This window comes from Methylomonas aurea, assembly GCF_024505045.1.
Taxonomy (GTDB): domain Bacteria; phylum Pseudomonadota; class Gammaproteobacteria; order Methylococcales; family Methylomonadaceae; genus Methylomonas; species Methylomonas aurea.
The window spans coordinates 15,277-34,509 of record NZ_JANIBM010000041.1 but is presented as its reverse complement, the minus strand read 5'-3'; the positions used below and the strand labels follow the sequence as shown (position 1 = coordinate 34,509).

21 protein-coding genes and 1 tRNA gene are annotated in these 19,233 nt (G+C 53.5%); 18 read left to right on the top strand and 4 right to left on the bottom strand.

The genetic code is table 11. The features are described from left to right. Window positions 1-90 precede the first annotated feature (90 nt). From NP603_RS19290 to NP603_RS19280, 3 genes are all read left to right on the top strand, one after another. Window positions 91-363 (top strand): hypothetical protein, encoded by a 273-nt coding sequence (locus NP603_RS19290; RefSeq protein WP_256612486.1) that lies wholly within the window; start codon window positions 91-93, stop codon window positions 361-363. 100 nt (window positions 364-463) lie between these two features. Beyond that, window positions 464-1,834 (top strand): hypothetical protein, encoded by a 1,371-nt coding sequence (locus NP603_RS19285; protein WP_256612485.1) that lies wholly within the window; start codon window positions 464-466, stop codon window positions 1,832-1,834. Between the two features lie 147 nt (window positions 1,835-1,981). Continuing rightward, on the top strand, window positions 1,982-2,329 hold the full coding sequence (locus NP603_RS19280; protein WP_256612484.1) for a DUF2782 domain-containing protein: 348 nt from the start codon (window positions 1,982-1,984) through the stop codon (window positions 2,327-2,329). A gap of 48 nt (window positions 2,330-2,377) precedes the next feature. Here the strand turns inward: NP603_RS19280 and NP603_RS19275 are convergent, their stop codons facing one another. Beyond that, entirely contained in the window at window positions 2,378-2,779 is a 402-nt protein-coding gene (locus NP603_RS19275) for a hypothetical protein (RefSeq protein WP_256612482.1), read from the bottom strand. Between the two features lie 193 nt (window positions 2,780-2,972). On the opposite strand from NP603_RS19275, the gene NP603_RS19270 reads away from it, so the two are divergent. Both NP603_RS19270 and NP603_RS19265 read left to right on the top strand, forming a co-directional pair. Beyond that, a complete protein-coding gene (locus NP603_RS19270; RefSeq protein WP_256612481.1) occupies window positions 2,973-3,254 on the top strand; it encodes a hypothetical protein in 282 nt (93 codons plus the stop codon). Window positions 3,255-3,266: 12 nt separating this feature from the next. Further along, a complete protein-coding gene (locus NP603_RS19265) occupies window positions 3,267-3,998 on the top strand; it encodes a pteridine reductase (RefSeq protein WP_256612480.1) in 732 nt (243 codons plus the stop codon). Between the two features lie 62 nt (window positions 3,999-4,060). Here the strand turns inward: NP603_RS19265 and folK are convergent, their stop codons facing one another. Together folK and folB are read right to left on the bottom strand one after the other, a co-directional pair. Continuing rightward, window positions 4,061-4,549, bottom strand: coding sequence for a 2-amino-4-hydroxy-6-hydroxymethyldihydropteridine diphosphokinase (gene folK / locus NP603_RS19260; protein WP_256612479.1), 489 nt, complete (start codon window positions 4,547-4,549; stop codon window positions 4,061-4,063). Between the two features lie 4 nt (window positions 4,550-4,553). Next, a complete protein-coding gene (folB, locus tag NP603_RS19255; RefSeq protein ID WP_256612478.1) occupies window positions 4,554-4,907 on the bottom strand; it encodes a dihydroneopterin aldolase in 354 nt (117 codons plus the stop codon). A gap of 92 nt (window positions 4,908-4,999) precedes the next feature. On the opposite strand from folB, the gene plsY reads away from it, so the two are divergent. After that, the gene (gene plsY, locus NP603_RS19250) at window positions 5,000-5,572 is read left to right on the top strand and encodes a glycerol-3-phosphate 1-O-acyltransferase PlsY (RefSeq protein WP_256612477.1); all 573 of its coding nucleotides are present in this window, start codon (window positions 5,000-5,002) and stop codon (window positions 5,570-5,572) included. Here plsY and tsaD read toward each other — a convergent pair whose 3' ends face one another. Then, window positions 5,573-6,583 (bottom strand): tRNA (adenosine(37)-N6)-threonylcarbamoyltransferase complex transferase subunit TsaD, encoded by a 1,011-nt coding sequence (gene tsaD, locus NP603_RS19245; RefSeq protein WP_256612476.1) that lies wholly within the window; start codon window positions 6,581-6,583, stop codon window positions 5,573-5,575. Between the two features lie 104 nt (window positions 6,584-6,687). Between tsaD and rpsU the strand changes: the two genes are divergently transcribed. The 12 genes from rpsU to NP603_RS19185 all read left to right on the top strand — a co-directional run bounded on the left by rpsU (window position 6,688) and on the right by NP603_RS19185 (window position 19,002). Further along, entirely contained in the window at window positions 6,688-6,921 is a 234-nt protein-coding gene (gene rpsU / locus NP603_RS19240; protein ID WP_054760073.1) for a 30S ribosomal protein S21, read from the top strand. Window positions 6,922-6,930: 9 nt separating this feature from the next. Next, window positions 6,931-7,380 (top strand): GatB/YqeY domain-containing protein, encoded by a 450-nt coding sequence (locus NP603_RS19235; RefSeq protein ID WP_256612475.1) that lies wholly within the window; start codon window positions 6,931-6,933, stop codon window positions 7,378-7,380. 15 nt (window positions 7,381-7,395) lie between these two features. Next, window positions 7,396-9,141, top strand: coding sequence for a DNA primase (gene dnaG, locus NP603_RS19230; RefSeq protein WP_256612474.1), 1,746 nt, complete (start codon window positions 7,396-7,398; stop codon window positions 9,139-9,141). 156 nt (window positions 9,142-9,297) lie between these two features. Further along, on the top strand, window positions 9,298-11,109 hold the full coding sequence (gene rpoD / locus NP603_RS19225) for an RNA polymerase sigma factor RpoD (RefSeq protein ID WP_256612473.1): 1,812 nt from the start codon (window positions 9,298-9,300) through the stop codon (window positions 11,107-11,109). Window positions 11,110-11,143: 34 nt separating this feature from the next. After that, window positions 11,144-11,220, top strand: a tRNA-Ile gene (locus NP603_RS19220). A gap of 68 nt (window positions 11,221-11,288) precedes the next feature. Beyond that, on the top strand, window positions 11,289-12,449 hold the full coding sequence (metK, locus tag NP603_RS19215) for a methionine adenosyltransferase (protein ID WP_256612472.1): 1,161 nt from the start codon (window positions 11,289-11,291) through the stop codon (window positions 12,447-12,449). A 20-nt stretch (window positions 12,450-12,469) separates the two neighbouring features. Next, window positions 12,470-13,762: an adenosylhomocysteinase gene (ahcY, locus tag NP603_RS19210; RefSeq protein WP_256612471.1), complete on the top strand. Its 1,293-nt coding sequence runs from the start codon at window positions 12,470-12,472 to the stop codon at window positions 13,760-13,762. A gap of 51 nt (window positions 13,763-13,813) precedes the next feature. Further along, complete coding sequence (locus tag NP603_RS19205; RefSeq protein ID WP_256612469.1) at window positions 13,814-15,166, top strand: adenosylmethionine--8-amino-7-oxononanoate transaminase; 1,353 nt, start codon at window positions 13,814-13,816, stop codon at window positions 15,164-15,166. After that, on the top strand, window positions 15,166-15,894 hold the full coding sequence (locus tag NP603_RS19200; protein WP_256612468.1) for a 16S rRNA (uracil(1498)-N(3))-methyltransferase: 729 nt from the start codon (window positions 15,166-15,168) through the stop codon (window positions 15,892-15,894). The genes NP603_RS19205 and NP603_RS19200 overlap by 1 nt, the downstream gene beginning before the upstream one ends. Continuing rightward, window positions 15,894-16,775, top strand: a complete 882-nt coding sequence (locus tag NP603_RS19195) for a CPBP family intramembrane glutamic endopeptidase (RefSeq protein WP_256612467.1) — start codon at window positions 15,894-15,896, stop codon at window positions 16,773-16,775. The genes NP603_RS19200 and NP603_RS19195 overlap by 1 nt, the downstream gene beginning before the upstream one ends. A gap of 109 nt (window positions 16,776-16,884) precedes the next feature. Then, window positions 16,885-17,196 (top strand): hypothetical protein, encoded by a 312-nt coding sequence (locus NP603_RS19190; RefSeq protein ID WP_256612466.1) that lies wholly within the window; start codon window positions 16,885-16,887, stop codon window positions 17,194-17,196. Window positions 17,197-17,967: 771 nt separating this feature from the next. Beyond that, window positions 17,968-19,002: a lytic transglycosylase domain-containing protein gene (locus tag NP603_RS19185; RefSeq protein WP_256612465.1), complete on the top strand. Its 1,035-nt coding sequence runs from the start codon at window positions 17,968-17,970 to the stop codon at window positions 19,000-19,002. Window positions 19,003-19,233 lie beyond the last annotated feature (231 nt).

The window sequence follows — 19,233 nt, the reverse complement described above, 5'->3', positions numbered from 1 at the left end:
AGTGCTTTAAACTAGGAAGTTGTAAAACAGGCTCCCTTGCCGGCTCTGCCGGCAAGGATTCAATTCGAATGGTAAATTGAGGTGGGGAATATGAAAGATATTAAACTAGCCGCTGGAGCTTTTGTTGTATCAATGTTCTTCGTGCCGTGCGTATGGGCCGTTGATTACCCTGCGGCGGATTTTCAGCCGAAAGTCGTCTACCGCGATCCGTCTATCGCCGAGTTCGCTCCCGCGCCGGCGAATACTGCTGCACCCGTAAATGTAGCTACGCCATGCGTCAATCAGCAGCAGTCCGAGGTCGATCCGAAATATCCGGCCGCCAATTTTCAGCCTAAGGTCGTCTACAGCGGTACGGGGTCGTAGCGTCGAGAACGGTTTTGTGGCACTCTCTCGGTAGTGGGTCGCCGCTGTTGGTGTGTAGGCCGCAACATATAAAAATTATTACATTCAGGAGTATTCTCAAATGACAACAAGCAGTTTGATGAATAGCCTATTCGGCTTTTTATTCGACAAACCAACAGATGACGGTAGCTGGCTGGATACTGATTCGAGCGTTGCCGCAGGCGATGGTCAATTGACTGGTGTGGCTCGTTATTTGCAAAAGCTGGAGCCGCCAAAGCCGGAGTTGGACGAAAACGGCGAGCCATTGACCGGAGTTGCAAAATATTTGGCTATGCAGCGCCAGGCCGAACAAGTAGCGCAGCCTGTCGCCGAAGAAATTGAAGTCGAGGCGGTTGCGGAGGAAGTCGAAGAAGAAGTAGAAGCAGTGACTGCGGAAGTCGAGAGTGAAGCAGTTCCCGCGCCGACCGGGGTCGAGAAATACCTCAGCCAGCAGGCGGATAATCCGGTAACCCGCGTTACCAAATATTTGATCAAAGAATCGATACAAGCCAAGGCTGCGCCGGTTACGGGGGTATCGAAATACGTCACCAAGCATGACCGTGAAGAGCCGGGTGTGACCGGGGTGGCCAAGTACGTCATTCGGCAGAATATGGCGCAGCAACCTGCAGTGACCGGGGTGGCGAAGTATGTGTTGAAGAAAGGTCTTGCAGCAAAAGACGCGCCTCTGGCGACGTCGGTCAGTAAGTATCTGGCGAAGCAAGCTTTGGTGATTAAGGATGCGCCGGTCGTTACGGGAGTCGAGAAATATTTGATCCGCCAGGAACGTCTACTGAAAGCGCAAGAGCCGGCGACCGGTGTTGCAAAGTTTCTTGCCGAACAAGCGCTGGCGACAAAAAAAGCCGCTGCAGCGGCATTGGTCGCGCGCTACGTTGAAGCCGAAGCAAAATTACAGGCCGAGAAGGCGGAGGCCCTGATGAACCAGTCGCAACAACCAGATTCGATAGCCGATGTCGAAGTGGCTATCGAAGGTTCGGCGGTAGATCGCTACTTGGCGCGGCAGGCTGCGGCCCAAGATAGTGCGCCGAAGCCGACCGGCGTGGCGAAATATTTAGCCCGGCAGGTACAGCTGCAAAGCCAGGCCGAGCCGCTGACCGGTGTGGCGCGTTACTTGGTCAAACAGGCAATTGCCGCCAAGCAAATGCCAACGCCGACCGGAGTCGCCAAATATGTCGCGAAACAGCGTTTGACTGTCAATCCGGTGCAACCGATTAGCTCGGTAGCCAAATACGTGGCTAAGCACGAAGCTGAGGAAAAGGCGGCGGGCGAGGTAACAGGTGTCGCCAAATACATGGCCAAACAGGATGTCAGGAAAGTGGAATCCGTCAGTGTTTCCGGCGTTGCCAAGTATGTTGCGCGGCAGGCGTTGAGCGACGGCGAAGCTTCGTTCGCCAGAACGACCGGCGTCGAAAAGTACTTGCGCAAGCAGGCTTAGCCGCTTGCACAATGATGAAGCCGGCATCTCTTAGGGGATGCCGGCTTTTTTTGTCTGTAGGGTTTTTGTCCGCTGCGGGGCTGCGGCCGATACAGCAAGCGAAAACTGTATTATTATGACCTGCCGTAATTCGCCTCAGAGATTCCGATGCGCTTGTTGACTCGCTGCCTTCCGCTTGTATTTGTCCCTTTTGCCGCGGCTCAGGCTGCTCCGGACGAGCCGGCGCCAGTGCCGGAGCCGCCGGATTTGCCGGCTCCGGTGCAATCCGGCGAGGAGATGGAGCCGGATATCACGATCATCCGTAAAGGCAAGGATACGATCCAGGAATATCGCCGCAACGGCAAACTGTACATGGTCAAGATTCAACCCCAGGTCGGCCCGGCTTATTACATGCTCGATACCAACGGCGACGGCGAACTGGACGTCAAGAAGAACGACTTGGACGACAACACCAACATCAATAAATGGACCTTGTTCGAGTGGGATTGGCCTTGACGATTGCGGCGCCCTTTGCGTCATCGCGCGCGTGGGTGCCGGGCGTTATTATTCCGAAACCTTGAGTAGCCAGCCTTCTTCGGCACTGCACTTTTCGAATTTTGCTTTCAATGTGACCGATACTCTAATTGTGGCGTTCTTAATGTCCGCGGGTAACTTGCCTTTAACCAAGTAAAACGTGTCTTTGTCTTCCACCGTTATCGGTATCGGCTGTTGTTTGATGCTGACATGAATGTGGCCGGGGCCGTTGCTGCCGGACGCGGCAAACGAAAAATCCGCTCCGGGCGCCACAGTAGATAGATGCTCGGGTTTGATCCGGCTGACTTTGGCGCGGATACAACCGGATTCGCTGGCGTTTCCGCCGTGGCCGATATGCCCTGTCGACTGACTCCAACTCGGTTGGCTAAACCCGAGCGCCAGCAATGCCGCGAAAATTTTTGAAGTTTGCATGGTTTCCCCTCGTTTTGATAATAATTATTGCCCAGCCCCATCGATTATAGGGCCCGGGTGGGGAAGTTTGAAGTTCGGGGGCGGAAAGCAGCTCAGATTGCGCGATTGATGTTTCGCTATAAATTGATTACATTGGAATTCGCAGCTTGCGGTCGGTTTTCATAACAATAAAATTAAAGAGGAAGGGCGGGGTATGTATTTTTTAGCGAAGTTGTTCGGAATTTTAACCTTGGTTTGGTTCTATATGACGGCCAAAAACCAAAACGCACCTGTGATCAATTGGTCGATTATCGGCTTGGTCGGTTATTGGTTGACTTGGTGGTTGGCTAAGTTCTTTGTGCTGGAACCATTGTCCAAGTTGGTTGCTAAGCACTCGGTGATGGAAATGGTTTTGACCCAGGTGCCGGTCGCCTGCGCCGTAGTAGCTTGCATTTTGATCCGCAAGAAATTGATCGCCGGCGTTTCCGAAAGTTAAGAAACTCGTCCGATGCCTAAATCGGTGTTGGTTACCGGCGCCGCTCGGCGCATCGGCGCGGCCTGTTCAAGGATGTTGCATGCCGCAGGCTATAACGTGGTTTTGCATTATAAAAGCTCGGAGTCCGACGCAATCGCTATCTGCGAAGCGCTGAACTCGATTCGCGACGAGTCGGCGATTCCGGTCAAAGCCGATTTGCAGGCTATGAATGGCATTGAACGAGTGGTCGAGGTTGCCGCATCCGCTTGGGGCGGATTGGATGCTTTGGTTAACAGTGCTTCCGTGTTTTATTCGCGACCGGTCGGCCAGGTGACTGAGCTAGACTGGGAGCAGACCTTCGCCGCCAATCTGAAAGCGCCGTTCTTTTTGTCGCAGGCTTTGTTTCCCTCGCTACGGGCTAGGCGGGGGTGTATCGTGAATATCGCCGATATTCATGCAGAAACCGGCTTGCCCGGCTTTCCCGTCTATAGTATTACCAAAGCCGGATTGTTAGCCATGACGCGTTGTTTGGCCAAAGAGTTGGCGCCGGATGTCCGAGTTAATGCCGTCTCTCCAGGGGCCATTTTGTGGCCGGAACAAGGTGGCGGCGAAGCGGATCGTGCTGCAATCTTGAGCAAAGTAGCGCTGGGTCGCCGGGGCGAAGCTGACGACATAGCCAAGGCTGTCAGATTTCTGATTCAGGACGCCGAGTACATCACCGGTCAAACCATCAACGTAGACGGCGGGCGCAGTTTATATCGCTAGTGGATCGTTTGGCTTCTGTGTTGTCGCGTAACGGCTTTTCCATCTCCGACCTGGACTTGATACTAGGGATCAGATGCCAATTTCTTTTGTTTGATGTTCCGTTTATCGAATTGTTGCCATAACTCGGCATAGCTCTTTTTGGTATTGGGATGGGGCAAATTGGGCGCAATTTCGGCCAACGGTTCCAATACGAACGCGTATTTTTCGATTTCGTCCCTAGGAATTTGCAAGCGGCCGTCGTTGATGATTTCGTCGCCGTACAGTATCAAGTCCAGATCCAATGTCCTGGCTGAAAACTTTTGGCTATCACGGCTGCGGCCGTGGTCCAATTCCACCTGCCTGAGTAATTTGGCGATGCTTTTGGCCGGTAAATCGGACTGAAATCCGACAACCAGGTTGTAAAAGCTGTCGCCGACGAAGCCGACCGGCTCGCTCTCGTAGATGCTGGATACGGTTAGTTCGCCGAATAAGTTCCGTAGCGCCTTCAGGCTCGACGGAATATGGATTTCCTTGTCGATGTTGCTGCCGATGCTGATATATCCGGTGGGCATTGCGCTATCTTTGGCCGCGTTCGATGATAATTCCGACGTCGCGCGCCCGGCTGATGGCGCCTTTTTTGTTCAAGGTGATTTTTACCCAAGGAATTTCGAACTCGCCCAGCAGGATGTTGGCGATTTCCTCGATCAATGTTTCTACCAGGTAAAATTCGCTACGTTCCACAAAATCCACCACTCTGTCCGAGACGGTTTTATAGTCGAGAGCGTGGGCAATATCGTCGCTTGCCGCCGCTTGGCGGATGTCACAACCCATCTCGATGTCCAAGACTACTTTTTGTTTGATTTTTCGCTCCCACTCGTAAATTCCTATTACGGTGTCTATTTCAAGGCCGCCTAAAAAGATGATGTCCATCGTTGCTTTCCGGTTATTATATTTCGTAACAAAATGGTCGCAGTATCGAGTAAATGGCTGCGCTGTACAAGTGTTGACGTGAGGTTGCTTGAATGATGGAGTGGTTGTTGGTGGTTTTGGCCTATTTGGCCGGATCGGTCTCGAGTGCGATTATTGTCTGCAAAATGATGGGCTTGGCCGATCCGCGAGAAAACGGTTCAGGCAATCCCGGGGCGACCAACGTCATGCGCATTGGTGGAAAAAAAGCTGCGGCTATCACATTAGCAGGGGATGCATTGAAAGGTTTGTTGCCGGTGCTGATCGCCAAGGCATTGGAGGTGGATAGTCCGGTGTTGTCCGCCGTGGCGTTTGCCGCCTTCATAGGTCATCTTTATCCAATATTTTTCGGCTTCAAAGGCGGTAAAGGCGTGGCGACTTCGTTCGGCGTAACCTTGGGAGTGGCCTGGTTGTTGGGGGCGGCTGTCTCTGGAACCTGGTTTCTTGTCTACAAAATAGGCAAGATTTCCTCTTTATCGGCTCTGGTAGCAGCGGCGCTGACACCGTTCTATACTTGGTTGATAGTCCGCGATCCTTATTTGACGGCGACGTTTACGCTGATATCTGCGATATTGCTTTGGCGCCACAAAAGCAATATCCAGCGGCTTTTGGCCGGCCAGGAGTCCTGATCACAACTGCGGTAACTGTTCCATCGGCCAGCGCGGACGGGCAAAGATTTCCAGGTTTTGTGTTTGTCCGGCCATCAAGCGTTGGGCGCCGGCATAAGCGATCATCGCACCATTATCGGTACAAAAATCCGGGCGCGGGAAATAGACCTTTGCCTTAGCGCTATCGGCCATTTCTGATAATTGCCACCGAATTTCCCGATTCGCGCTGACGCCGCCAGCAACCACCAGGGTTTTGAGTCCGCTGAGTTGAAGTGCGCGACGGCACTTTATAGTCAAGGTTTCGGCAACGGCCTGCTGAAAGGCAAAGGCGATATCGGCCTTGTCCTGCGGCGATTGCTCTGTTTCGTGCAACGCATTCAGAGCAAAGGTTTTCAAGCCGCTGAAACTGAAGTCCAATCCGGGTCGGTCGGTCATTGGTCGTGGGAACTTGAAGCGGGGGCGTCCTTGATTGGCCAATTCGGCCAGGCGCGGGCCGCCGGGGTAATCCAATCCCAACATTTTTGCGGTTTTATCGAACGCTTCGCCAGCAGCGTCGTCCAGCGATTCACCTAGTAAGCGGTAGTTGCCGATGCCTTGTACCTCGATCAGCATGGTGTGTCCGCCGGAAATCAGCAAGGCAACAAAGGGGAAGGGTGGTGGTACCTCTTCCAGCATCGGCGCAAGTAAATGTCCTTCCATATGGTGCACGGCAATCGCCGGTATTTGCCAAGTCCAGGCCAGGCTTCTGGCTGTGGCGGCGCCGACAAGTAGCGAACCCATCAAACCCGGGCCGGCTGTGTAGGCGATTCCCTGAATATCGCCGAATTGTAAGCTGGCATCAACTAGCACAGTCTTGAGTAGCGGAACCAGTTTGCGGATATGGTCGCGAGAAGCCAGCTCCGGTACGACGCCGCCATATTCGGCGTGCGTGGCGACCTGGCTGAACAGGGTGTGGGCGATCAATCCCCGATTGGCGTGGTAAACCGCGACGGCGGTTTCGTCGCAAGAGGTTTCGATGCCGAGAACAAACATTAGTTTTTGGAATAAAAGATATTTGTGGGTATAATCGGCGGTTTTCGGTGGGCTAGGTTCGCCGATCGCTCGAAAAGATACTAACACAATTCGGATTATTGCTAATGCCATCAGTTAAAGTTAAAGAAAACGAACATTTCGACATCGCGATTCGCCGCTTCAAACGTGCTTGCGAAAAGGCCGGCGTTTTGGCCGAGGTGCGCCGCCGCGAGTTCTATGAAAAGCCGACTACCGAGCGTAAGCGTAAAGGGGCTGCGGCGGTAAAACGCCACTTGAAAAAGTTGGCTCGCGAGCGTTATGCGTTGAAAAATCTGCGCCGCGGCCGTCCGCAAGTTTAAGGCGGTTAGATGGATGCGTTGAAGGAGCGTATCAAGGAAGATATGAAAGCCGCGATGAAAAGCGGCGACAAGGCTCGGCTCGGGGTCATTCGTATGGTTTTGGCTGCGATCAAGCAGGTCGAGGTCGACGAACGGATCGAGCTGAGCGATGATCGCGTAATAGTGGTGCTCGACAAAATGTTGAAGCAGCGCCGCGAGTCAATCAAGCAGTTCCGCGATGCGGAGCGCCAAGATCTGGCCGATATCGAAGAGGCCGAGATTGCGGTGATACAGGATTTTCTGCCGCAACAGCTTACCGATGCTGAGATCGATGCCATGGTGGCCGATGCGGTTGCTGAGGCCGGTGCAGCTTCGTTAAAAGACATGGGCGGCGTCATGGCTTTGCTGAAGCCGAAAATGCAAGGCAAGGCCGACATGGCGGTCGTTAGTGCTCGAATCAAGGCCCATTTTATAGCCTGATGTTCTGTCGGTAGCATGTCCGGCAGAATACCCCGCCAATTTATCGATGACCTCTTGGTGCGGGTCGATATCGTTGATTTGATCGACTCGCGCGTCCCTCTAAAAAAGTCAGGCGCCAATTATGTTGCGCGCTGCCCGTTTCATGAAGAAAAGACTCCTAGTTTTTCCGTAAACCGTACAAAGCAGATTTATCATTGTTTCGGCTGCGGTGCTAGCGGCAATGCAATTGGCTTTTTGATGGAGTTCAATCATTTGGGCTTTGTTGAGGCGGTTGAAGATTTGGCGGCTTTTGCGGGGATAGAAGTGCCCAGAGAGGTGGGGCACGGTTTCAATGTTCCTGTGGCGGTAGATAGGCAGAATTTGGTGCAGCTCTACCAGATACTGTCAGATGTTGCCGGATTTTATGCGGAGCAGTTGCGGTCGAGTTCGGAAGGTAGGCGAGCGCAGGAGTATTTGAGTAAACGAGGGGTTAGTGGCGAGGTTGTCAAAAATTTTCAGCTGGGCTACGCGCCGGATCGTTGGGATGCATTGTTAGGGCGATTCAACCGAGTCGAACTGGTCGAGGCTGGGTTATTGGTTGTCAAGGATGACGGTAAAGTATACGACCGTTTTCGCGGGCGATTGATGTTCCCGATTCGTGACAGGCGCCAGCGGGTTGTAGGCTTCGGCGGCAGGGTGTTGGATGATTCTCTGCCCAAATATTTGAATTCCCCGGAAACGCCTGTTTTTTCCAAGGGCAAAGAACTGTATGGGCTCTGCGAGTTGCTGAGACGAGCTTCCAAGCCAGTCCGGGTTTTGGTGGTCGAAGGGTATATGGACGTGATTGCCTTGGCTCAGTTCGGGATCGATTATGCAGTTGCTGCGCTCGGAACGGCAACATCCAAGGCACAGATCGACTTGCTGTTCAGATTTACTTCTGAGTTGGTATTTTGTTTCGATGGCGATAATGCCGGGCGCCAGGCGGCCTGGAAAGCGGTCGATGCGGCGTTGCCATGTTTGCGGGACGGTAGGCAAATCAAGATCATGTTGTTGCCGCAAGGGCAGGACCCCGATTCTTTGTTGAGGTCGGAGGGGGTGGAGAGTTTTTTGGAACGAATCGCTTCCGCCGAGGTCTTTTCCGATTACTTTTTCGCAAATATCGGGGGTGGGGCTGATATTGGAACTGTCGAAGGTCGCGCGCAAGTGGTGGCTGCGGCCAAGCCGGCATTGGATAAAGTTCCGGCAGGATATTTTCGGGAAATGATGTTTGCGCGTTTGCAGTCCTTGGTTGCTATGCCTGGGTTGGTGGATGTTGCCGAAAAGCCGACTAGAATTAAGAGTGGGCGCAACGAATTGCCGGCCCTCAAGGTGCCGCGATCGATATCCTTGCCTCGGCGGGTAATCGCGTTGCTGGTCCAGTGCCCCCGTCTTGCTGATTTGGTTGAGCGTCAGGGTATCCAGCTTGTTGGGTTGGATTTTGCCGGTGTTGAGATCCTTAAAGATGTGTTGCGGGTGATTGCTCTTGAAAAGCCGGAAAACAGCGCCATTTTATTGGAGGTCTACCGCGGTTCGCCTCATGAGAGTGCGATTAAGGCGTTGGCTGCACTGGACTTGGGTGTTCCGGCCGGTGGCGAGGAGGCGGAGTTTGGCGGGGCTTTGCTGCAGCTCTGCAGGCAGGCCAGGGAGCGTATGATAAATCGATTGATCGATAAGGAAGGTCGGGAAGGATTGGTATCTGAGGAAAAGGAGCTGCTTCGAAAATTGTTGAGGGATAAGCTTTAATGTAGGGATGTGATGTTTCTAAAGAGCGCAAGTGCTGGTGGTGTTCGCTCGAAGTTTGCGGGGCTACCAGCGGCTTATAGGTGACCGTACCGGGATTTGACGATATAATTTCCTGTTCTGCGGCGCTTGGTGCTGAAAACGTATTGTGAGTAAAGAATGAATCAAGAACAACAGCAATCCCAATTAAAACAACTGATAGCGAAAGGCAAGGCGCAGGGGTATTTGACTTATGCCGAAGTCAACGACCATTTGCCTAGCGATATCATCGATCCCGAACAAATCGACGATATTATCGGGATGATCAACGATATGGGTATTCAGGTTTATGAGGTTGCGCCCGATGACGATGATTCCCTGATTACTTCCGATGCTATAGTGGCAGCGGACGACGATGAAGAAGTTGCGGAAGTCGCAGCGTTAGCTTCGGTTGACAGCGAGTTTGGTCGGACGACTGATCCGGTGCGCCTTTACATGCGAGAAATGGGTTCCGTGGAGCTGTTAACTCGCGAGGAAGAATTGAAAATAGCCAAACGTATCGAAGAAGGGCAGCGGCAGGTCGTCGGCGCGATAGCTCGTTCCGGTTTTATCGTCGAATCGTTTATTGAAGCTTTCGACTCGGTAAAGGACGACGAATCTGGTGTCCGCCTTAGTGATTTGGTCATGGGATTTGTCGATTTGACTGAAGTCGAAGATATCGACGTGAGCGGTATCGAAATGGAAGCGCCGGCCGAAGATGCCGAGGAAGAATCTAAGACCGTCGATTATGAAGAAGTCAAACAAAAGGTAGATACGCTCCGCAAAGCGTTAAAGGCGGCGTTCGCATCGGTTAAGAAGCACGGTTACGGACACGATAAAACCGAAAAGGCTTTTGACGCTTTGGACGAGATATTTTGTGAATTTAAGTGGACTCCGCAGTATTTGAAAAAGATGGTGTCCGTTTCCGAAGAGCTCATGGCTGCCATTCGTGACGAAGAGCGGACAATCCTGGATGTTTGCGTCAAGAAAGCCAGGGTTCCGCGCAAAGACTTCATTAATGCATTCGCCGAAAACGAAACTAACTTTGACTGGCTTGGCCAGTTCATCGCCAGTCATCCAAATTATGCCGATGCGCTTGCAGAGAATATCGAAACGATCAAGGCGGCGCAGCAACGATTGGCGGATATTGAGGCGCGTTATGGATTGAGTATTGCCGTTCTTAAGGGAATTTGCCGGAACATTTCCCTGGGCGAGGCGAAGGCAAGGCGGGCAAAGAAAGAAATGATCGAGGCCAATTTGCGTTTGGTGATTTCGATTGCCAAAAAATACACCAACCGTGGCTTGCAGTTTTTGGATCTGATTCAGGAAGGGAATATCGGTTTGATGAAGGCGGTCGACAAATTCGAATACCGCCGTGGCTACAAATTTTCGACCTACGCCACTTGGTGGATTCGGCAGGCTATTACTCGCTCGATTGCAGACCAAGCTCGCACCATTCGGATTCCGGTGCATATGATCGAAACCATCAACAAGCTGAATCGGGTGTCGCGGCAAATTCTGCAGGAGCTCGGCCGGGAAGCGACTCCTGAGGAGTTGGCGGAGCGGATGGAAATGCCGGAGGACAAGATTCGCAAGGTGCTGAAAATCGCTAAAGAGCCGATTTCGATGGAGACGCCGATCGGCGACGACGAAGATTCGCATCTTGGCGATTTCATTGAGGATTCGAAGATGCTTTCGCCTATCGAATCTGCTACAATCGCCGGTCTGCGTGAGTCTACCCAAAACGTTTTGGCGGGATTGACGGCCCGGGAAGCGAAAGTTCTGCGGATGCGCTTCGGCATCAACATGAACACAGACCATACGTTGGAAGAGGTGGGCAAGCAGTTTGATGTCACTCGGGAACGGATCCGCCAGATTGAGGCCAAGGCTTTACGTAAGCTACGGCATCCGTCGCGCTCCGAGCAATTGAGATGCTTTCTCGACGGCGAGTAAGGTGTTGTAACGTCGTAGATACACCGACAATTTCGGGCCCTTAGCTCAGTTGGTCAGAGCTTCCGACTCATAATCGGCAGGTCGTAGGTTCAAGTCCTACAGGGCCCACCATAGATACCAGGCCGTTTACGCGGCCTTTTTTTATACGCGCAAGTTTGCTTTTGACGAGGGTGTTAACCGTGAATAAAAACTACCTTTTTACCTCAGAATCCGTATCGGAAGGCCATCCGGATAAAGTGGCGGACCAAATTTCCGATGCTGTGGTCGATGCTTTGTTGGCTCAGGACCCTCGTTCGCGGGTGGCTTGCGAAACCTTGGTGAAAACCGGGATGGTAGTGTTAGCCGGTGAAATCACCACCAATGCCTGGGTCGATACCGAAGAATTGGTTAGAAAAGTAGTCTGCGAAATCGGTTACGATTCCGGCGATATCGGTTTCGACGGCAATAGCTGCGCGGTTCTCAACGCAATCGGCAAGCAATCCGCCGACATCGCGATGGGCGTGGACGAATCTGAAAACCACGAACAAGGTGCCGGCGACCAAGGTCTGATGTTTGGTTATGCCAGTAACGAAACCGACGTGCTAATGCCTGCGCCGATTACCTATGCTCACCGCTTGGTTGAACGTCAGGCGCAGATTCGTAAAAATAAAACCCTGACATGGCTGCGACCGGATGCAAAAAGCCAGGTGACGTTCCGTTATGAAAACAACAAACCAGTAGCGATTGATGCAGTGGTTTTGTCGACCCAGCACTCGCCGGAAATCGGCGGCAAACTGCTGGAAGAAGCGGTGATGGATGAAATCATCCTGCCCACTCTGCCGAAGGAATGGCTGCATAAAGACACCAAATATTTCATCAACCCAACCGGCCAGTTCATCATCGGCGGTCCGGTCGGTGACTGCGGCTTGACCGGCCGCAAAATTATCGTCGATACCTACGGCGGTATGGCTCGTCACGGCGGTGGCGCGTTCTCCGGTAAAGATCCTTCCAAAGTCGACCGTTCGGCGGCCTATATGGGACGCTACGTGGCCAAGAACATCGTGGCCGCCGGCCTGGCCGAACGTTGCGAGATCCAGGTGTCTTACGCGATCGGCGTTGCCGAACCAACCTCGATCAGCATCGAAACCTTCGGTACCGGCAAAATCGACGAAGAACGCTTGGTCAAAATCGTCCGCGAACACTTCGATTTACGTCCAAAGGGCTTGATCGCTCAACTCGGCTTGTTGAAACCGATTTACCGTCCGACCGCGGCCTATGGCCATTTCGGCCGCAACGAAGCGACCTTTAGCTGGGAAAAAACCGACAAAGCCGAGGCTTTGAAAGACGCTGCCGGCATTTAACTCAGGATCAGGAAACTCAAATGACTCAAACCGATTACAAAGTAGCGGACTTGGCCCTGGCCGAGTGGGGCCGCAAGGAAATCAAAATCGCCGAAACCGAAATGCCGGGTTTGATGGCGCTGCGTGCCGAGTACGGCGCGCAGCAGCCTTTGAAAGGCGCGCGCATTGCCGGTTGCTTGCATATGACCATTCAAACCGCGGTGTTGATCGAGACCTTGACGGCGTTGGGTGCCGAAGTGCGCTGGTCGTCTTGCAATATTTTCTCGACTCAAGACCATGCGGCAGCGGCGATTGCCGCAGCCGGCATCCCGGTATTCGCCTGGAAAGGCGAGACCGAAGCCGAAGCCGAATGGTGCATCGAACAAACCATTCTGGGCCCGAACGGCTGGCGTCCGAACATGATTCTGGACGACGGCGGCGACCTGACCAACATGATGCACGACAAGTTTCCGGAGCTAATGGCGGACGTAAAAGGCCTGTCGGAAGAAACCACGACCGGCGTGTTGCGTCTGACCGAACGCGTCGCCAAAGGCACTTTGAAAGTACCTGCCTTTAACGTCAACGACTCGGTGACCAAGTCCAAATTTGACAATCTGTACGGTTGCCGCGAATCCTTGGTCGACGGCATCAAACGTGCGACCGACGTGATGGTAGCCGGCAAGATTGCCGTGGTATGCGGTTACGGCGATGTCGGCAAAGGCTGTGCGCAATCTCTGCGCGGTTTGGGCGCGACCGTTTGGATTACCGAAATCGATCCGATCTGTGCGTTGCAGGCGGCGATGGAAGGCTATCGCGTGGTAACGATGGACGAAGCGGCGGCGCAAGCCAATATTTTCGTCACCGCGACCGGTAACGTCCACGTCATCACTCACGAACACATGAAAGCGATGCGCGACCAGGCCATCGTCTGCAATATCGGCCATTTCGACTCCGAAATCGATATCGCTTCGTTGCGCCACTACACCTGGGAAAATATCAAGCCGCAAGTTGACCACGTAATTTTCCCGGACGGTAAACGCATCATCGTGTTGGCCGAAGGCCGCTTGGTTAACTTGGGTTGTGCCACCGGCCATCCGAGCTTCGTGATGTCAAACTCGTTTTGCAACCAGGTTTTGGCGCAAATCGAACTGTGGAACAATGCGTCGGCTTACGAAAACAAAGTTTATATTCTGCCGAAAAAGCTCGACGAAAAAGTGGCGCGCTCGCATTTGGCGCAAATCGGCGTGAAACTGACCCAGTTGACTGCCGAGCAGGCCGCTTACATCAATGTGCCGGTCGAAGGTCCTTACAAACCGGAACATTACCGCTACTAAACGGCCTTCAATCCGTTATAAAGGGGCGCAAGCCCCTTTTTTGTGCCAGCTATGAACAATAAAACCATTGTCGAACGCGACCTTGCCGTACTCTGGCATCCCTGTAGCCAGATGAAGGATCATGAGCGCAATATGCCGATGATTCCGATCAAGTCCGGTCAGGGGGTCTGGCTGGAAGATTTCGAAGGTAAGCGCTATCTGGACGCCATCAGTTCTTGGTGGGTCAATCTGTTCGGTCACAGCAATCCCACCATCAACCAGGCGCTCAAGACTCAACTCGACACGCTGGAACACGTCATCCTGGGTGGTTTTACCCATCAAGCGGCGCTGGAACTGGCGGAAAAGCTGGTGGAAATAACTCCGCCGGGCCTGGATAAATGCTTCTATGCCGATAACGGCTCGTCGGCAATCGAAATTGCGCTGAAGATGAGCTTTCATTATTGGCGTAATCTCGGTCAAAGTCGAAAAACCAAATTCATCACGCTGGAAAACAGTTACCACGGTGAAACGCTGGGCGCTCTGGCGGTCGGCAATGTCGCACTTTACAAGGAGACTTACGGCCCGCTATTGATGGAGGTCGTCACGGTGCCCGGTCCGGACTGTTACTTCCGCGAGCCCGGCGAAAGTTGGGAGGCTTACTCGATTCGCCGGTTCGCCGACATGGATCGGGCGCTTGCCGAACACGCGGATCAGGCCTGCGCTGTCATCGTCGAGCCGCTGGTACAGTGTGCCGGCAATATGCGAATGTACCATCCTGTGTATTTGAAATTGCTGCGCGAGGCTTGCGATAAATACGGCGTGCATCTGATTGCCGACGAAGTCGCGGTCGGCTTTGGCCGCACCGGCACCTTGTTCGCTTGCGAGCAGGCCGGCATCAGCCCGGACTTCATCTGCCTTTCCAAGGGTTTGACCGGCGGCTACTTGCCGTTGTCTGCCGTCTTGACCGGCAATCCGATCTATCAGGCGTTTTACGACGATTATCAAAATTTGACCGCATTCCTGCATTCCCATAGTTACACCGGTAATGCTCTGGGCTGCCGCGCGGCGCTGGCGACCATCGACATATTCCAAACTGAGGACGTTTTGGGCAGAAACCGTACCTTGGCGGCGGTGATGGCAAATGCCCTGGAGCGCTTTCACGATCATCCTAACATCGGCGAAGTCCGGCAAACCGGCATGATTGCCGCGATCGAGTTGGTAAAAGACAAGCAGAGCCGAGAAGCGTATCCCTGGCAACAGCGCCGGGGCTTGCGGGTTTACCGCCATGCATTGGCGCACGGCGTATTGTTGCGGCCGCTCGGCAACGTGATTTACTTCATGCCGCCTTATGTGATTACTGAACAGGAGATAGAGCTGATGGTGGAAACGGCTTGGGGAGGAATTCAATTGGCGGTGCAAGACTGATGCGGGTATCGCGCTTATACGTCGATGTGGCGCTCAACGTTGGTCGACATGTTGAATTGAACGATGCGGCCGGACACTACCTGCGCACGGTGTTGCGTTTGAAGCAGGATCAGGAGATCGTGCTGTTCAACGGCCGTGCCGGCGAATACCGTTGCCGGCTCGAGGAAGTGAGCCGTAAGCGAGTAAGCGTGGCCGTCGAACAATTTATCGACCGCTCGGTCGAGTCGCCGTTGGCGATCAATTTGGGGTTGGGTATTTCGCGCGGCGACAGGATGGATTGGGCCGTGCAAAAAGCGGTCGAATTGGGAGTGACCAGTTTGACGCCGTTGATTAGCGAGCGCTGTGTAATCAAATTTGACGACGAAAAAAAACAGCAACGCCACCAGCATTGGCAAAGCATCATTCAGCATGCCGCCGAGCAATCGGGGCGGACGCGGTTGCCGGAGCTGAATCCACCGCTCGGGCTGGCGGAATGGGTCGACGGCCAGTGTGGCCTGAAGTTGTTTTTGGATCCCTATGCCGAGCAAGTGTTCTCGGAGCTCAATCCGGGGGGAGCGGGGGTGACTTTAATGTCCGGCCCGGAAGGCGGGTTCAGCGACCAGGAGCGCGAATACGCCAAAGCAGCCGGTTTTATCCCGGTCAAAATGGGCGACAGAATCTTGCGCACCGAAACCGCGGTAATGGCGGCGTTGGCCGCCGTGCAAACCTTGTGGGGCGATTTCCGCTGATGCGTGGGTTGGCTTTCGCTCTGGCGCCTTTGCTATTGCTGGTAATGCTGGCGATGCTTGCCAGCTTGCTGGGTTTCGCGGTGCTGAAGCTGGCTGGAGACGTTCTGCCGTTGGCCAAAGTTGTCAGTAAAATTACGCTGGTATTGTTGCTGCTTAGCGTATTTCCGTTAAAAAAGTATCTGCAACTCAGTTGGAAGGAGTTGGGATTCGCGCCGTGCCCACAATTTATCGGGCAAGTCGGCAAGGGTTTCGCCTTGAGTTTGGCCACTTTGCTACCGGTGTTGTTGATCCTGTACCTGTTGCACGTGCATGTCTGGGACGATAGTCGAGTCTGGACTTGGCAAATATTTATCGGTAAAGCCTTGCTGGCTTTGTTGTTGGCGATGTTGATCGCCGTCGGCGAAGAATTGTTGTTTCGCGGTTTGCTGTTGAGCGGCCTGCGCCGGCAAATGCCTTTGTTTGCGGCTATGTTTGCCAGTTCGCTGTACTATGCCGCATTGCATTTCTTGAAGAGTTCGACGCCAGTTGCTTACGCCGATATTAGCCCGTTTAGCGGTTTGCCGTTGCTCGCAGAAGCGTTCGCCAATTGGCTCAATCCGGCAATCGTTAGCGCCTTTATTGCTTTATTCGCGGTCGGATTATTCCTCGCCGTACTAAGAAGCTTTACGGGACAGGGATTAGGATGGTCGATTGGCTGCCATGCCGGCTGGGTTTGGCAGATCAAACTCAGCCGGGATTTATGCAACGTCAATTTGCAGGCCGATTCGGTTTATCTGGTCAACACCTATTACGACGGTGTGATCGGGCCGTTGGTGGCGGTCTGGTTGACGTCGGTATTGATTGGTTACGGGTTGTATGCCTGCTACATGAGATCCCGCTAAGCCAAGCGGCGCCGGGAGGGTGGATTGAAAAAACCGTTGCAACAGCTCGCACTGTTTTGCAATATTTCGCTTAATTTTTGTTTTTACTGCGTAACAAGAGGACATGATCATGCGCAATAACAACTATCTGCTGGTTTCCCTTATATTGCCTGTTTCGGTGTTACTGGTCGGCGGTTGCGCCAGCGAACCGGCGCCGAAAGCGTCCGCCGAAAAGATATTGTCGGGCGAACAAATGCTGCGCGACAGCCAGGGCATTGCCCAACTGGGCAGCCGGTGGCAGGAGGGCAAACAGATGGTCGAGCGCGGGCAGGCCATGCAGCGCGAGGGTCAGATCAAAATCGACGAAGGGCGGAATTTGATTGAAGAAGGCCAGAAAATCATGCGCGAGAGCGAAGAGGGTTACAAAAATCTGAAGCAGTAAGTTCGATTAGCGCACCGGCCTAGGCAAATGTCGCTCGCGCCGGTTTTTTTTGCCGATTCCAACGCTACAGGCGGCGAGCGTCGGCAACAATCCCGAATCAAGCCGGAGAGCAGGATCCAGCTTTCGGTTTGCCGGCGATTGTTAACACCGTTTTCGGTTTCGGACGTTTTGCCGAGTGGATTTCATCCGCTTCCAAAGCGATATCGCTGCACAACGCACATAGCCCGGTATCCGGCAAAAACTGCAGTTCATCGGGTGGGATATTGTCACCGCAACGCGTGCAAAAGGTTAGCGGCTTTGAAATCGGTTTCATAATCTCCCTCCTGGTGGTCGTTCTGGATGAGGATAAACGCAATCTAAGCTACCTTTTGTCGATGATTCGTCACTTTTAAGTATGTGCGGTTTCGGCACAAGGAAAAAGTCGAAAGTTCCTACCTTATCCGCGCTAAAGCTTGAATGCAGTGGTTGCCCTAACGATTCGCGAGGGCTTGGCAGGGGGGGCTAGTGCTGCCGACGCCAGAGTGTTAGCCTCCACCATATTCATTGCTATTGCCGGGATATTTGCCGTTTTTGCGGAAAAACGCCGCCGATTTTCGCATTAAATATTCACTCGAATTCGAAATGAGCGCTATTATTCATTGAAAACATTCGAAGAATGCAGGCCGGTTAGTCATGCCGGCTATGTTCGGAGCCATCGGCGTTGAATCTGACAACCATAGAGCAAAAATGAATCGACTTTTCCTGCGCATATTAATGCTAACGGCTGCAGCAATGCTACTGAATGCTTGCGGCGGCGGAGCACCGGTCAAACGCGATAGAGTCGCGAATACCAGGCCCAACTATATTCCTCAGCGGCCCGCCTACCAGCCGCCGTCTCAGGCTTATCGGCCCACCAGCTATTCGGGTATTTTTCCGAAACCGGCGCCGTTGGAGCCGGCAGTGGAATTCTGGCGTAAAACTTATGCGGTCTGGCAACGATCCGAAGTTGCTTTCCACGACGACCGCTATTTGGATGTGATTTACGAAGTGATGACGCTGCCAGGCTATGTTGCCGAAGGCTTGACGGCCGAGCAAAAAGATATGGTCAGCCAGCGGCGCGAGTATTGGAAGGCGCAATTGGCCGGTCTGGAAAGCAAATTGCGTTACGGAGCCGCTTTGAGCCCGGGCGATAAGCAATTGATCGCAAAATTGGAGGCGAATGGCCGTTCGCTGGCAAGCGTGTTACCTGGCGCCGATACTCGGGTGCGTTCCCAGCGGGGCACGCGCGAGCGTTTTAAGCGCGGTCTGGAAATCAGCGGGCGTTACGACCTGCAGTTCAGAAAAATTTTCCGCGATGCAGGGTTGCCGGAAGACCTGGCCTATCTGCCCCACGTCGAGTCCTCGTTTCAGCCTGCCGCCAGATCGTCAGCCGGTGCGGTCGGCATGTGGCAGTTCACCAAAGCGGCCGCTAAAACCTTCATGCCCGGTGGCGGCGTAGTCGATCAACGCTTCGATCCGTTCGTTTCGGCTACCGGCGCGGCGCGGTATCTGAGTTATGCCTACGGTAAATTAGGCGACTGGCCGGCGGCGGTCACCTCGTATAACCACGGTATCGGCGGTATGAAACGTGCCCAGAACCAGGTTGGCAAAGATTTCGCGCAGATCGTGGAAACTTACGACGGGCCGGCTTTCGGTTTCGCGTCCCGCAACTATTACGCCCAATTTCTGGCGGCGCGCGAGATCGCTTCGAATCCGGATTCCTATTTTCCGGAGGGCGTGCGTTACGAGACGCCGCTGGCTCCCGGCCAATACTTGGCCGAAGAATAGGCTGGCACCGGTCGGTTCGTAATGGGTGGCCAGTTAAGTCGTAAGGCTCAGGTCGACGTGTGTCGGTTGCCCACCGCTTCAGCTAACCCTGCGATGAATGCAGCGGTTGCATAACCGCACAATTTCAGTGGTCCAGTAAACTGACCGACGTTTCGCTTGTCGGAGCCATATTGCGCTAGCGGCGCGTTACCTACAGTCGAACTCGTTTATGAAACTCCAACCTCGGGCCGA